Origin of the sequence: Lysobacter sp. cf310, assembly GCF_900114355.1 — a bacterium.
GTDB lineage: Bacteria > Pseudomonadota > Gammaproteobacteria > Xanthomonadales > Xanthomonadaceae > Lysobacter.
In genome coordinates, this window is sequence record NZ_FOSS01000001.1 from 711,632 (window position 1) to 726,080 (window position 14,449).

Consider the following 14,449-nt stretch of genomic DNA (forward strand, 5'->3'; position numbering starts at 1 on the left):
CCCGGCGCCCGCTTGCCGAGGTCGCCATGCACGTCGCTGCGTCGCCGTACCGCTGCATCCTCGCTGTCGCGCTGCTGCTGGGCGGCCTGGCGCCGCCATCTGCGGCGCGGGCCGAAGTCGAAGCCGCCGCGCCCGCGCCGCTGCACCAGCTGCGCATCTACCGCGTGCATCCGGGCAACGAACGCGCCTTCCACGAACGCTTCCGCGATCACGCCCTGCGCATCATGGACCGCCACGGTTTCGAGGTAATTGCGACCTGGCAGGCGCAGGCCGAGGGCCGCAGCGAATTCGTCTACCTGCTGCAGTGGCCGGACGAGGCCGCGATGAAGCGCGCCTGGGCCGGCTTCATGGCCGACGCCGAGTGGAGCGCGATCAAGCAGCGCACCGGCGCCGAGTACGGCCGTTTCGTGGACGGCATCGAAGACCGCAGCCTGCGCCTGACCGACTACTCGCCGCGCCGCCGCCTGGCCGATTGAACCGCCCGGCCAAGCGTGGCCGCGACCGTTCGTCGCTCGCGCCGGGCCCGATCGTCGCATCGCTTCACAGCCGTCCCCCAGCGTCGTTGCGCGGGCTTAGACTGGCCGCGCAAGGAACGCCCATCCACCGACCAGGAACGCCGCCATGTCCTTCCCGACCGCCGTCAACGATCAGATCACCGATGCCGTCACCCAGAGCAACGTCAAAGTCATCGGCGAAGCGCCGGCTTTCGCGATGGGCTCGATCTACCAGAGCATGGCCCACTCGACCGGCATCCTGTTTCAGAATGCCGTCGCCGCGCAGCAGCAGCAGAACATCCTGATGCAGGCCGCGGTCAACCAGGGCGTGATGCAGATCTACTCGATCGACACGATGGCGGCGGCCGGCGCGGAGCAGTTGCAGGCGACGGCCGAGCACAGCGCCGCCGGCCTCAAGAACACGGCCAGCAGCGCCGGCGTGAGTTCGCAGATCGTCGACGCGGTGAAGCAGAGCCTGCACGACGTGCTCGGCAGCGCCGGCGACTTTTCCTACGCGGTGCGCTGCGCGGCCGAAGCCATGCAGGCCGCGCTGGACGACATCAACGAAAGCGCACAGCACGAAAGCATGCGCACCCTGCAGTTGGCCGCAACCGCGGCCTGCCTGCGCGCGATGATCGCCGATCCGGACAAGGCCGACGCCTACGCGGGCGTGCTGGATACGATCCGTCGTCTGAGCTGAGCGGCGGCGGCCGTTTGAGCGCGGCAGCATCAACAACAGCAAGAACAACAGCAAATTCCCCAACGCCCGCTGCGCGGGCGTTCGCCCCCTTCTCAAAGGGGGCTGGTGGGCGACCGGCCGTATCGAATTCGCCGGCAGGGGCTCACGGTTTCGAGAATGCCCGCCCCTTTAGAAGCCCGCGTGCCGACGCCGACCCAATCGCCCGCAAGCATTCCCCCCTTTGAAAAAGGGGGGCCAGGGGGGATTTGCTTCCAACGCGCAGCGACGCCGGATCAAGCGCGCTGTCGCGACGCCCAGGCCGCCAGGAACACCGCAGTCGCCGAAGCCACGTTGAGGCTTTCGACCGCGCCGCTGCCGGGAATCGACAGGCGCAGGTCGCAGCTGGCCGCAAGCTCGCGGTCCATGCCCTCGCCTTCGGCGCCGATCACGTAGACCACGCGCTCGGGCAAGGCGGTGGCGAACAGATCGGAGCCGCCGCGCACCAGGGTCGCGGCCAGCGCGAAGCCGGCGCCGCGCAACTGGGCGATGGCGTTGTCGCCGCGGCCCAGGCGCACCATCGGCACCGCCTCGGCGCCGCCTTCGGCCACGCGCGCGGCCGCGCCGGACAGGGCCAGGGTGGAATGCTTGGGCAACAGCACCGCCGAGACGCCGAAATGCGCGGCGGCGCGCAGGATCGCGCCCAGGTTGTGCGGGTTGCCCACGCCGTCCAGCCACAGCGCGGCCTGCGGGCCGGCCGGCAGATCGCGCAGCCAGGTCGACAGCGACAGGTTTTCCTCGCGCAGCACGTCGGCCACCACGCCTTCGTGGTGGCTGCTGGCGGCCAGCTTGTCCAGATCGGCGTCCTCGACCACGCGATAGCCGACGCGATGGGCCACGCACCAGGCCAGCAAGGGCTGCAGGGCCGGAATGCGCGCCTCGCTCAGATACAGCTTGCGGATCGCCTGCGGCCGGCGCGCGAAGGCCGCGCGCACCGCGTTGAGGCCGTACAGACGCAGCTCGAGATCGCGCGCGCGACGCGGCGCGGCCTCGCCCTGCAATTGCGCCTCGTCCAGACGCTCGCCGACCTGGAAACCTTGCGCGGGTTCGCGCGGCGGACGCGGCGGACGCGGGCGCTCGCCGTGCGCGGGCGCGGGGCGTTCGCCGCCGCGTGCCGGCTGCGGCGCGCGTTCGCGCCAGGGCGTGTCGCGCCCGCGCGGCGCATCGCCGCTGCGTTCGCGTTCGCCGTCGCGCGGCCTGTCGTCGCCACGACCGGCCCAGGGACCGCCCGCGCGCGGCGGCCGCTCGGCGCCGGCGCGTTCGGGGCCCCCGCGATCGGAGCCGGAACGCTCTTGCCCCGGCCGCTCGCGGCCTGGCGCGCGCTCGTCGCGGCCGCCCTCGCGCCGCCAGGGATCGCCGCCGCCGGGCGGGCGCGGACCACGGGGAGGATCACGGCGCATCTTGCAGACTCCTTCTTACCTTGGCGAACACGCGCAGATCGTGCAGTTCGCCGTACTTGACCACGGCGCCGCGTTGCGCGCCCTCTTCGATGAAACCGTTCTTCAACAACACCTGCGCCGAAGCGGGGTTGCTGTCGAGCACGGTCGCGTACAAACGATGCAGCTCCAGCTCGCGCATGACCCAGGGCGCGAACGCGCCGACCACGCGCGTCATCAGGCCCCGGCTCCAATGCGCGCGGCCCAGCCAGTAACCGAACTCGGCGCCGTGACGGCGCTCGCCCTGCCCCGGGCGCGCGCCGATGCCGCCGCAGGCCTGGCCTTCGACTTCGATCGCGTAGACCGGATCGGCGAAGCTCACGACCTCGCCGGCCAGGAAACGCTCGCCGTCGTCGCGCGTGTACGGATGCGGAAAGCGGTCGCTGACGCCGCGCGCGACCAGAGCGTCGTCGGCGTGCGCGATCAGGCTGGCGAGGTCGTCGCCGCGCCACGGGCGCAGGACGTAGCCCTCGCCCGCCGGTGGCAGGCGGGCGGCGATGGCGGTGGGGTTCATGCAACTAGCCTAAATGTGCGACCGTCGCGCTGCAAACGGTGCGTGAAAGGAGCAGCGGTGAAGACCTATCCGATCGAGGAAGTGCATTCCGGCGAGGACGACTGCCTGTGGGTCAGCCTGGGCTTCGCCTCCGAACACGAACCGCTGGACGTGCTGCATATCGTCTGCGCCTACGAAGTCGAGCCGCAGGACCGCGAACACGGCATGGACGCGATCTGCCTGGAGCGCGACGACCAGAGCCGCGGCGGCTACGGCGGCGCCGAGCGCATCCTCGTCGGCGAACGCGCGGTCGAGGTCCGATTGAACGACGCCGGGCGCGCGCACCTCGAACTCGAGGACGGCTTGTGCCTGCTCTGGCCCGCCGAATTGGCGGGCAAGACCGAAGCGCTGCGGATCCTGGGCCGCATGCGCGAGCGCGAAAGCGGCCGCGTGGTCGAACTGGCCTGAGTGCGGGAGCGGCGCCTGCCACTCCCGCACCGGCTCAGGCGTGGCCGCCGGCCTGCGGGGTTTCGCGCTCCAGCTTCTCCAGCTCGTGCGCGACCGCTTCGGGCGACTTGGTGTACTTGGCCAGCAGCACGTAGAACGCGGGCACGATGAACAGCGACAGCAGGGTCGAGAACGACACGCCGAAGATCACCACCACGCCGATGGTCGCGCGGCTGGCCGAGCCCGGGCCGCCGGCCAGCACCAGCGGAATCGCGCCGACCACGGTGGCGATCGAGGTCATCAGGATCGGGCGCAGGCGCACCGCCGAGGACTCGACGATGGCCTCGTGGATGGCGCGGCCTTCGTCGCGCAGCTGGTTGGCGAACTCGACGATCAGGATGCCGTTCTTGGCCGCCAGGCCGACCAGCATGACGATGCCGATCTGACTGAACAGATTCAGCGTGCCGCCGGTGAGGGCCAGGCCGATCAGGGCGCCGAGCACGCCCAAGGGCACGGTCAGCATGATCACGAACGGATGGATGAAGCTTTCGAACTGCGCCGCCAGCACCAGGTACACCACCAGCAAGGCGAGCGCGAAGGTCAGCAGCACGGCGCCGCCGGCGGCCTGGTATTCGCGCGACTCGCCCTTCCAGTCGATCTGGGCCTGGTCCGGCAACTCCTCGTGCACGACCTGGTTGAGCCAGGTGATCGCGTCGCCCATGCGATAGCCCGGCGACAGGCCGGCGCTGATGGTGATCGAGCGCAGGCGGTTGAAGCGGTTGAGGCTGCCGGGCTCGGCCAGCTCCTGCAGGGTCACCAGGTTGGACAGCGGCACCAGCCCGCCGTCGCGCGCGCGCACCTGGATCGCGGCCAGATCGGCCGGCGAGGCGCGCAGGGCCTTGTCCGACTGCACCACCACGTCGTATTCCTCGCCGTTCTGCACGAAGGTGGTGACGCGGCGCGAGCCCATCATGGTTTCCAGGGCATGGCCGATGTCGGTCACGCTCACGCCCAGGTCGGCGGCGCGCTGGCGGTCGATTTCGACCCGCATCTGCGGCCGGGTTTCCTTGTAGTCGGAATCGGCGGAGAAGAAACCGGGGTTCTTCTCGATGCGCGCGAGCAGCTTGTCGCGCCACTGCGCGAGCTCGGCGTACTCGGGGCCGCCGAGCACGATCTGGATCGGCTGGCCGCGCGTGCGCACCAGGCCGCCGCTGACCTGCGGCAGCGCGCGCACGCCCGTGAGCTGGCCGAGTTCGGCGCGCAGGCCGTCGGCGACGTCGGCGGTGCTGATGTCGCGCTTGTCCCAATCCTGCAGGAACACCGCGATGCGGCCGGTGTGCATTTCCTCGCTGGCGCCGAAACCGCCGGGCACGCGCGGGTTGTAGCGCTGGATGGTCTTGTCCGGGCCGACGTGCGCAGCCACGATTTTCTCGACCTGCTGGACCTGCTTGACCGTGTAGTCGAAGCCGGCACCCTCCGGGCCGATGATGGAGATCTGGAACGAACCGCGGTCTTCCGGCGGCGCGAGTTCGGAGGGCACGTAGCGGAACAGGCCGTAACTGAGACCGATCGCGACCAGCATCAGGATGCCGAACAGCCAGGGCCGCTCGACGCTGCGGTCGAGCCAGCGCCGGTAGCGGCGGCTCACCCCGTCCAGGCGCGCGTTGACCCAGCGGTTGATCGGGTTGGATTTTTCCTCGCTGTGCGGACGCACCAGCTTGGAGGACATCATCGGCGTCAGGGTCAGCGCCACGAACGCCGAGATCGCGACCGCGCCGGCCAGGGCCACCGACAACTCGCGGAACAGGCGCCCGGTGTTGCCTTCCATGAAGCCCACCGGCAGGAACACCGCCACCAGCACCGCGGTGGTGGCGATCACCGCGAACGCGACCTGCTTGGTGCCGCGCGCGGCCGCGACCAGTTTGGGCTCGCCCAGGTCGGCGCGGCGCTGGATGTTCTCCAGCACCACGATGGCGTCGTCGACCACCAGGCCGATACACAAGACCAGGGCGAGCAGGGTCAGCAGGTTGATCGAGAAGCCGAACAGGTACAGCGGAATGAAGGCGGCGATCAGGCACACCGGCACCGTCACCGCCGGAATCAGGGCGGCGCGGAAGCTGCCCAGGAACAGCCAGATCACGATCAGCACCAGCACGATCGCCTCGGCCAGCGTGTGGTACACGCGCTCCACCGCCGATTCGATGAACACCGTGGTGTCGAAGGCGACGAAGATGTCGGTGCCCTGCGGCAGCGAGGGCCGGATGGTGTCGGCGGCCTTGCGCACGGCCAGGGCCACGTCGAGGCTGTTGGCGGTGGAGGTCTTGACGATGCCCAGGCCGATGTTGGGCTCGCCGTTGCTGCGGTAGTAGGCGCGGCGCTCGGCCGAATCCAGCTGGATCTTGGCGACGTCGCCCAGGCGCACCACGTAGCCGTCGACGCCTTTGCGCAGCGGAATCTGGGCGAAGTCCTCGGGCTTCTGGTAGCTGCGCGCCACGCGCAGGGTGAAATCGCGGGTTTCCGATTCGATGCGGCCGGCCGGCAGTTCGACGTTCTCGGCGCGCAGCGCGGCCTCGACTTCGTTGACGGTGATGTCGCGCGCGGCCAGGGCGTCGCGGTCCAGCCAGATCCGCATCGCGTAGCGCTGCTGGCCGCCGATGCGGACCTGGGCCACGCCGTCCACCGAGGACAGGCGGTCGACCACGTAACGCTCCGCATAATCGGACAGCTGCAGCGTGTCCATCTGCTTGGAGCTCATGTTGAGCCAGATGATCGGGTCGGCGTCGCTTTCGACCTTTTCGATCTGCGGCGGATCGGCCTCCTCGGGCAGACGGTTGGTGACCCGGCTGACCGCGTCGCGCACGTCGTTGGCGGCGGCTTCGATCTCGCGCTGCAGGGTGAACTCGATGCTGATCGAGGCGCGGCCGTTGACGCTGCGCGACTCGATGGTCTCGATGCCTTCGATGCCGGCCAAGGCATCCTCCAGCACCTGGGTGATGCGGGTTTCGACCACCGCGGCCGAAGCGCCCGGATAGGTCACGTCGACCGAGACGATGGGCGGATCGATCGCCGGCAGTTCGCGCAGGGTCAGGCGCGAAAACGCCATCACGCCCAGGGTGATCAGCAGCAGGCTCATCACGGTGGCGAACACCGGACGGCGGATCGAGAGGTCGGAGATATTCATCGTCGCTCAGCCCCGTGGCGCGCTGACGTTGCACGGCATGCGCAGGCGCTCAACCATTGCCGGCGCCCTTCGCGGCCGCGGCGGGCTTGGCGCCGCCCTCGACCACCTTGCTGCCCACGCGCAGCTTGCCGGTGCCGTCCACCACCACGCGCTCGCCGGCCTTGAGGCCTTCGACGATCTCGGCCAAGCCTTCGCGGCGCGTACCGATCTTGACGTCGGCGCGCTCGACCGTGCCGTCGGGCTTGACCCGATACACGAAGGAATCGTTGCCGACCTGGACCACCGCGATCTCCGGAATCAGCAGGGCCTGGCGCTGCGGACGTTCCAGGGTGATCTGGACCAGCATGCCCGGACGCAGCACGCGGTCGTCGTTGGCGAAGTCGCCGCGCACGGTGATCGCGCGCGTGGTCGGATCGACGCGCGCGTCGACGGTGCTGACCTGGCCTTCGAAGACGCGGCCCGGATAGGCCGCGCTGGTGCCGCTGACGTGCTGGCCCGGCGCGATGTCGGCCAACAGGGTCTCCGGCACCGGGAAATCGACGTAGACGCGCGCGGTGTCGTCCAGGGTCGCGATCGGCGTGCCCGGCGTGACCAGCGAGCCCGGACTGACCTGGCGGATGCCGAGCACGCCGCTGAACGGCGCGCGGATCACGCGGTTGTCGAGATCGGCGGCCATCTGCGCCACGCGCGCGCGCGCCGCGTCGCGGGTCGCGCGCTGGGTGTCCAGGGCCGAGCGCGCGATCAGCTGCTGCCCGGCCAGTTCGGTCTGGCGCTGGTACAGGCTGTCGGCTTCCTTGGCGGTGGCCTGGGCCTGCTCCAGCGCGGCCTGCTGGACCTGGCCGGTCAGGGTGATCAGCGGCGCGCCGGCGGCGACCACGTCGCCGCTGTCGAAATGCACGCGCTGCACGGTCTCGCTGACCTTGGCGGTCACGGTCACCGATTCGCGCGCCTTGACGTTGCCCAGCGCCTGCACGGTGTCGTTCCAGGGCCGCATCGCGGCGGCCTGGATGGTCACGGGCACCGGCCGGTCGCCGCCGCCACCACCTGGTTGGCGTTCCTCGCCCTTGCTGCAGGCCGCCATGGCCAGTACGACAACGAGCGCGCAGCCGACGCGGGAGCTAGCTGCACGGAATCCGGGGGCAAGGCGCATGCGGTTCTCTGAACGGGGAACACGGGAGGGAGGCTGGACGCAGCGCCGCAACAGGCGCGTGCAGACCCAACCGGGCGATTCTAGCGGCCCTGCGTTAACGTTCGCGTGGGCCATTGGTTGACGCTGCCTGGCCCGCGTGGCCGGATGATGCCGCTCAGCGCGTGTAAGGTTTGCCGAATGTGGCGGGTCGCCCGCGGCCGCGCATCGGGCCGGTGCCCGCCGCGGCGGCGGCCTGCCCCGTTCGCCTCCCCACTCCCCTCTTGTTCCCCCGCCCAGGAGCCGTACGCCATGATCCACGACAGCATTCTCGACACGATAGGCCGCACGCCGATCGTGCGCCTGCACCGCATCGCCCCCTCGCACGTGACCTTGTACGCCAAGGTCGAGTCCTTCAATCCCGGCGGCTCGGTCAAGGACCGCCTGGCGATCGCGATCATCCTCGACGCCGAAGCGCGCGGCCTGCTCAAGCCCGGCGACACCGTGGTCGAGGCGACCTCGGGCAACACCGGCGTGGCCCTGGCGATGGTGTGCGCGGCGCGCGGTTACAAATTCGTGGCGACGATGGCGGAAACCTTCTCGATCGAACGCCGCAAGCTGATGCGCGCCTACGGCGCCAAAGTGATCCTGACCCCGGCCGCCGAGCGCGGCAGCGGCATGGTCCGGCGCGCCGAAGAACTGGCCAAGCAGCACGGCTGGTTCCTCGCCCGCCAGTTCCAGAACCCGGCCAATCCGGCGTATCACCGCCAGACCACGGCGGCGGAAATCCTGCAGGACTTCGCCGGTCGCAGGCTGGATCATTTCGTCACCGGCTGGGGCACCGGCGGCACCCTCACCGGCGTCGGCGAAATGCTGAAACTGGCGCGGCCGGAGGTGCGCGTGACCGTGTCCGAACCGGCCGGCGCATCATTGCTCAGCGGCAAGGAATGGCAGCCGCACAAGATCCAGGGCTGGACTCCGGACTTCATCCCCGAGGTGCTCAACCCGCAGGCCGCCGACGCGATCCTGCCGATCGACGACCTGCTCGCGCGCGACACCGCGCGCCGGCTCGCGTCCGAGGAAGGCGTGTTCGTCGGCATCTCGGCCGGCGCCACCGTGGCCGCAGCGCTGGAAGTCGCGCAAGGCGCGGCGCCGGGCTCGGCGATCCTGGCCATGCTGCCCGACACCGGCGAGCGCTACCTCAGCACCATCCTGTTCGAAGGCGTCAACGAAGGCTCCGACGACGAATGGCTGGCCAGTCTGTCCTGAGCCCCACGCGCTGAGCCGCGCACGCATGCAGCCTTCGGCGCGCAACCTGCTGCTGTCCAACGCCGCGACCCTGGTCGCGGCGTTGGCGCTGGATTGGAATGTGGGCTGGCTGTTGTGGGCGTACTGGATCCAGAGCGTGATCGTCGGCTACTACGCGCGCGAACGCATGCTGTCCCTGCGCGAATTCAGCACCGAGGGCTTCACTTCCGGCGGCCAGCGCGTGCCGGAGAACGAGGACGGCAAGCGCTCGACCGCGCGCTTCTTCGTCTTCCACTACGGCTTCTTCCACCTGGGCTATCTGGTGTTCCTGTTCGCCCAGCACCGCGTATCCGGCATGTTCGACTGGCTGGTGCTGGTGGCCTGCGGCGTCTCGTTCGCGCTGTCGCAGCGCAAGACCTACGAGGTCCAGCACGCGGCCGATCTGCGCGGCCGGCCCAACCTGGGCGCGCTGATGTTCACGCCCTACCTGCGCGTGCTGCCGATGCACCTGACCATCCTGTTCGGCGCCGGCGGCCACGGCACCTTCGCGCTGCTGGTGTTCTGCGCGCTCAAGACCGCCTCGGACCTGGGCCTGGACGCGATCGACCGGCGCATGGCCGAACGCGCCGCGCTCAAGCGGCCGGCAACGCGCGGCGACGCCGCGCGCGAGGAATAGGCTTTCGACTCGTAGGATGCGATGAGCGCAGCGAACCGCATCGCCGCGATGCCGCGGCAGCGGTGCGGTTCGCTGCGCTCGCCACCCTTGCGGTCGAGTCCGAGCTTCGCGGCCGACTAAAGCCAGCCCGCTTCCCACAGATAGCCGACCGTCGCGATCGCGACCGCCAGCAGCGCGTACACCACCAGCTTGCGGTCGCTCTCGTCGTGCTGCACGGTCGGCGTGCGCACCGAAGTCACGCTGGGGCGCGAGCTTGCCGCATTGTGCGCCACCGTCGCGGTCCTGGTATGCGCGTGCAGATGCGCTTCGACGCGCTCCTTGGCGGTGCGCAGGTCCATGCCGGTCTGGTGCAGGACCTTGATCGCCTCGATGGTCTTGCCCTGCGACAAGGCCAGCAGCGCCGCCGCCGGCAGGCCGCCGTGCGCGCCCGTCGCGGCCTTGGCGTTGGTGCTGGTGTGGGACGAACTGCCCGCATGCGGCAAGGGCCGGCTGTTGCGCCAGGCCTCGACCGCTTCCTTGGCCAGGCGCAGTTCGATCCGGCCGTTGGCGTCGCGCACCAGCTTGATCGCGGTGATCAGATCGCCGCGCGCGACCGCCGCGGCGGCCTCCGGGGAGATCGCGACCTTCTTGGGATCCGCCATGCGCTGCCTCCTGCATCGACTGCGGCCAGTCTAACCGCCTTTGCGGTGCGGCCGGATTAGCTAAATAGCGCTAGGCGCGGCGATGGGGCGCGGCCGACGCGAACCGCCCGCCCTCCTCCGGCGCGGCGCTGCCTTCTCGGCCGGGCACCGCCTTCGGTCGCCGCTGGCGGCGGCAGGACAAGCCAAAAGGCGGCGCGACAAACAAAAACGCCGGCACTGGGCCGGCGTTTTCGCTGCAGCGGGCGGCGCAGTTAGGCGGCCGACTGCCACTGGCCCAGGGCGGCCAGGCCGTTGTCGCGCGCACGCGCGAACACGGTCTGCTGCGCCGAGGCGACGTTGTTGACCAGGTCCTGCGACCACAACTTGAGCGCGGCCGACTGCATGGCGCGGCCGTAGGAGAACGACAGCGGCCACGGGTTCGGGCCCATGCGGTTCATCGCGTCCAGGTGCGCGGTCGCGGCTTCGTCGGACTGGCCGCCGGACAGGAACACGATGCCCGGCAGGGTCGCCGGCACGGTCGACTTCAGGCACTGCAGGGTGGCGGCGGCGACTTCCTCGACGCTGGCCTGCTCGTCGCAGGTCGAACCCGGCAGCACCATCGAGGCCTTCAGGATGGTGCCTTCCAGCATCACGCTCTGCTCGTACAGCGCGCCGAACAGCGAGCGCAGCACGACCTCGGTGACTTCGAAGCAGGTGTCGATGTCGTGGCTGCCGTCCATGATCACTTCCGGCTCGACCATCGGCACCAGGCCCTGCTCCTGGCAGAGCGCGGCGTAGCGCGCCAGGGCATGGCTGTTGGCTTCGATGCAGGTGCCCGACGGGATGTCGTCGCCGATGTTGATGACCGCACGCCACTTGGCGAAACGCGCGCCGAGCTTGTAGTACTCCTCCAGGCGAGCGCGCAGGCCGTCCAGGCCCTCGGTAACCACTTCGCCGGGGAAGCCGGCCAACGGCTGCGGGCCCTTGTCGACCTTGATGCCCGGAATGATGCCGTTGTCGGCCATCAGCTTGGTGAACGGCACGCCGGCTTTGGTCGACTGGCGGATGGTTTCGTCGTACAGGATCGCGCCGGAGATGTAGTCGCCCAGCTTGGGCGTGCTCAGCAGCAGCTCGCGGTAGGCGCGGCGCTGTTCTTCGCTGTTCTCGATGCCGACGCCGGCGAAACGCTTGGCGATGGTGGCGTTGGACTCATCGATGGCGATGATGCCCTTGCCCGCGGCGACCATGGCCTGGGCGGTTTCGGCAAGCTGTTCGATGCTCATGGACGTCCTGGGGAGCGGTGGGAAGCCCGCAATTATAGCGGCTGGCGACGACAGCCGCCCCCGCGCGCCGTTCAGACGCGCCAGTCCGTTGCAGGGCCTGGCGGTAACCGTTTTCAAGTCGAGCCGCGCAGCACCGGAAAGCTGCACCGCAGGCCGGGACGCCGGGCCAGGCTCAGAGCTCGCCCAGACCCTCGGCGCAGCCGCTGGCGCCGACCTGGAGCAGGCGCAGGGTGTTGGTGGCGCCGTGCTGTTCCATGGTGTCGCCGCTGGTGAAGATCACGCGCTCGCCGATCGCCAGCTTGCCGGTGTCGAACAACTGCTTGACCGCGCTGCGCGCGGCGTCGCGCGAGGCCAGGCCGCGGCTGTCGAAATCGATCGGGTAGACGTCGCGCATCAGGGCCATGCGCCGGCGCGCGCCGTCGTGGCGCGAGAACGCGTAGATCGGCGAGTTGGAACGGAACCGCGACAGGAAGCGCGCGGTGCCGCCGGACTCGGTCATGGCCACGATCGCGCGCACGCCGATGTGCTCGGATACGAACATCGCCGCCATCGCGATGGCCTGGTCGGCGCGTTCGAGGTTGCGCGGCGCGGCTTCGAAATCGGTGTCGTGATCGAACTGGCGCTCGGCGCCCAGGCAGATGCGCGCCATCGCCTCGACCGCCTTGACCGGGTAGCGGCCGGCCGCGGATTCCTGCGACAGCATCACCGCGTCGGTGCCGTCGATCACGGCGTTGGCCACGTCCAGCACTTCGGCGCGGGTCGGGATCGGGCTGTCGACCATCGACTGCAGCATCTGGGTGGCGGTGATGACCACGCGGTTGCGCGCCAGCGATTCGCGGATGATCTTCTTCTGCAGGCCGGGCAGTTCGGCGTCGCCGATCTCCACGCCCAGGTCGCCGCGCGCGACCATCACCACGTCGCTGGCCTCGACGATCTCGGCCAGGTTCTCGATCGCCTCGGCGCGCTCGATCTTGGACACCAGCGCGGCATCGCTGCCGGCGGCGCGCGCGATCCGGCGGGCCTCGTTCATGTCCTCGGCGTTGCGGCAGAACGAGACCGCGATGAAGTCGGCGCCGAGCTCGGCCGCGACCGCGATCAATTCCTTGTCGCGCTCGGTCAGCGCGCCCAGCGACAGGCCGCCGCCCTGCTTGTTCAGACCCTTGCGGTCGGAGAGCGCGCCATCGTTGAGCACGGTGTTGACGATGCGCTGGCCCTCGACCGCGTCCACGCGCAACTGCAGCAGGCCGTCGTCGAGCAGCAGCACGTCGCCGGGTTCGACGTCGTTGGGCAGGCCCAGATAGCTCACCCCGACCTCGCGCAGGCTGCCGGGCGGCGCGTCGACGCTGGCGACCAGATCGAAGCGGTCGCCGGCCTTGAGCAAGACCTTGCCGTCGGCGAAACGCTCGATGCGGATCTTCGGGCCCGGCAGGTCGGCCAGGATGCCGACCTCCACCCCGACCCGTTGCGCGGCTTCGCGCACCGCGGTCGCGCGCGCGATCTGCGAGGACGGATCGCCGTGCGAGAAATTGAGTCGGACCACGTCGACGCCGGCGGTCAGCAGCGCGTCGAGCACGCCCGGCGGATCGGTGGCCGGGCCGAGGGTGGCGAGGATCTTGGTGCGACGAGGATTGGCGGGCATGGCAGACTGCGGTTCCGTGACTGCGGGCCACGCTAGCACAGCTGCCGCGTCCTTCCATCGGTTCCGCCCGCATGTCCGCTCCGATCCGAGACGAATCCGCCGAACGCGACGACCTGCCCCTGCTGCGCGGCGAGCGTCTGCGCCTGCGCGGCTTCCGCAGCGACGACCTGGGCGACTACTACGCCCTGCATGCCGATCCGGCGGTGATGCGCTACTGGAGCTTTCCGGCCTGGACCCAGCGCAGCCAGGCCGAGGACTACCTGGCCCGCGCGATCGCCGCGCGCTGCAACCAGAGCATGCTGTGCTGGGCGATCGCGCTGCGCGACAGCGACCGCCTGATCGGCGCGGCGACCCTGTTCGATATCCATCGCGAGCAGGGCCGGGCCGAGCTCGGCTATGCGCTGCAATCGGCGCATTGGGGCCGCGGCTATGCGCAGGAAGCCCTGTCGCTGGTGATGGAGCATGCCTACGACCGGCTGGGACTGCGCCGCCTCGAGGCCGACATCGACCCACGCAACCAGGCCTCCTGCCGGCTGGTGGAGCGCCTGGGCTTCCGCCGCGAGGGCGTGCTGCGCGAACGCTGGCAGGTCGCCGGCGAATGCCAGGACTCGGCGATCTATGGGCTGCTGGCGCGCGAGTGGCAGGCCCGCGGCGATTGAGCAGGCGCCGCAGGATGCGGTGAGCCGCCAGGCGAACCGCGTCGGCGCGAAGCTACGGTGCGCGGCGCTCGGGTTGGATATCGGTAAAGATGCGGTTCGCCGCGCTCACCGCATCCTACGAGACGAAGTCACACACACGACACCGCAAGATGCGGTGAGCCGCCAGGCGAACCGCATCGTCGCGAAGCTATGGGGCGCGGCGCTCGGGCTGGATATCCGCAACGATGCGGTTCGCTGCGCTCACCGCATCCTACGAGGGGCCGGCACGAGGCGCCGGTATAGCGTGCGGGTGCGAGCCGGGATGGCGCATTGCGAGACCGCAGGATGCGGTGAGTCCTGCCACGAAGCGCGGCGTCGTCGCAGGCCGGCACCCAGCGCGCGCGCCGACCGTGCTCGATGACCGGGATTCGC

At 70.0% G+C, this 14,449-nt stretch carries 12 protein-coding genes and 1 pseudogene; 6 read left to right on the forward strand and 7 right to left on the reverse strand.

All coding sequences use genetic code 11. From position 1 onward, the window contains the following. Window positions 1–26: 26 nt before the first annotated feature. Entirely contained in the window at window positions 27–476 is a 450-nt protein-coding gene (locus BMZ45_RS03145) for an NIPSNAP family protein (protein WP_091632310.1), read from the forward strand. Between the two features lie 145 nt (window positions 477–621). Then, window positions 622–855 (forward strand): annotated as a pseudogene (locus BMZ45_RS03150) (RebB family R body protein); the annotation flags it as partial. A gap of 611 nt (window positions 856–1,466) precedes the next feature. On the opposite strand, the gene BMZ45_RS03155 reads toward BMZ45_RS03150, so the two are convergent. Both BMZ45_RS03155 and BMZ45_RS03160 read right to left on the reverse strand, forming a co-directional pair. Further along, window positions 1,467–2,246, reverse strand: coding sequence for a TrmH family RNA methyltransferase (locus tag BMZ45_RS03155; RefSeq protein ID WP_254776555.1), 780 nt, complete (start codon window positions 2,244–2,246; stop codon window positions 1,467–1,469). A 373-nt stretch (window positions 2,247–2,619) separates the two neighbouring features. After that, window positions 2,620–3,180 carry a GNAT family N-acetyltransferase gene (locus BMZ45_RS03160; protein WP_091632316.1) on the reverse strand — a complete coding sequence of 187 codons (561 nt, stop codon included), beginning with the start codon at window positions 3,178–3,180 and terminating at the stop codon, window positions 2,620–2,622. A gap of 57 nt (window positions 3,181–3,237) precedes the next feature. Between BMZ45_RS03160 and BMZ45_RS03165 the strand changes: the two genes are divergently transcribed. Beyond that, a complete protein-coding gene (locus BMZ45_RS03165) occupies window positions 3,238–3,627 on the forward strand; it encodes an Imm10 family immunity protein (RefSeq protein ID WP_091632319.1) in 390 nt (129 codons plus the stop codon). Window positions 3,628–3,661: 34 nt separating this feature from the next. Here BMZ45_RS03165 and BMZ45_RS03170 read toward each other — a convergent pair whose 3' ends face one another. Next, window positions 3,662–6,787 (reverse strand): efflux RND transporter permease subunit, encoded by a 3,126-nt coding sequence (locus tag BMZ45_RS03170; protein WP_091632321.1) that lies wholly within the window; start codon window positions 6,785–6,787, stop codon window positions 3,662–3,664. A 49-nt stretch (window positions 6,788–6,836) separates the two neighbouring features. Then, a complete protein-coding gene (locus BMZ45_RS03175) occupies window positions 6,837–7,937 on the reverse strand; it encodes an efflux RND transporter periplasmic adaptor subunit (RefSeq protein WP_091632324.1) in 1,101 nt (366 codons plus the stop codon). A 288-nt stretch (window positions 7,938–8,225) separates the two neighbouring features. Between BMZ45_RS03175 and cysK the strand changes: the two genes are divergently transcribed. Together cysK and BMZ45_RS03185 are read left to right on the forward strand one after the other, a co-directional pair. Further along, entirely contained in the window at window positions 8,226–9,182 is a 957-nt protein-coding gene (gene cysK / locus BMZ45_RS03180) for a cysteine synthase A (RefSeq protein ID WP_091632327.1), read from the forward strand. Window positions 9,183–9,207: 25 nt separating this feature from the next. Continuing rightward, window positions 9,208–9,837, forward strand: a complete 630-nt coding sequence (locus BMZ45_RS03185; RefSeq protein ID WP_091632329.1) for a DUF6498-containing protein — start codon at window positions 9,208–9,210, stop codon at window positions 9,835–9,837. Window positions 9,838–9,953: 116 nt separating this feature from the next. Here BMZ45_RS03185 and BMZ45_RS03190 read toward each other — a convergent pair whose 3' ends face one another. The 3 genes from BMZ45_RS03190 to pyk all read right to left on the reverse strand — a co-directional run bounded on the left by BMZ45_RS03190 (window position 9,954) and on the right by pyk (window position 13,379). Continuing rightward, on the reverse strand, window positions 9,954–10,478 hold the full coding sequence (locus BMZ45_RS03190) for a hypothetical protein (RefSeq protein ID WP_091632332.1): 525 nt from the start codon (window positions 10,476–10,478) through the stop codon (window positions 9,954–9,956). Between the two features lie 251 nt (window positions 10,479–10,729). Then, the gene (locus tag BMZ45_RS03195; RefSeq protein ID WP_056179423.1) at window positions 10,730–11,740 is read right to left on the reverse strand and encodes a class I fructose-bisphosphate aldolase; all 1,011 of its coding nucleotides are present in this window, start codon (window positions 11,738–11,740) and stop codon (window positions 10,730–10,732) included. A gap of 172 nt (window positions 11,741–11,912) precedes the next feature. Continuing rightward, complete coding sequence (pyk, locus tag BMZ45_RS03200; RefSeq protein ID WP_091632335.1) at window positions 11,913–13,379, reverse strand: pyruvate kinase; 1,467 nt, start codon at window positions 13,377–13,379, stop codon at window positions 11,913–11,915. A 71-nt stretch (window positions 13,380–13,450) separates the two neighbouring features. On the opposite strand from pyk, the gene BMZ45_RS03205 reads away from it, so the two are divergent. After that, window positions 13,451–14,038 carry a GNAT family N-acetyltransferase gene (locus BMZ45_RS03205; protein WP_091632338.1) on the forward strand — a complete coding sequence of 196 codons (588 nt, stop codon included), beginning with the start codon at window positions 13,451–13,453 and terminating at the stop codon, window positions 14,036–14,038. Window positions 14,039–14,449: the final 411 nt, after the last annotated feature.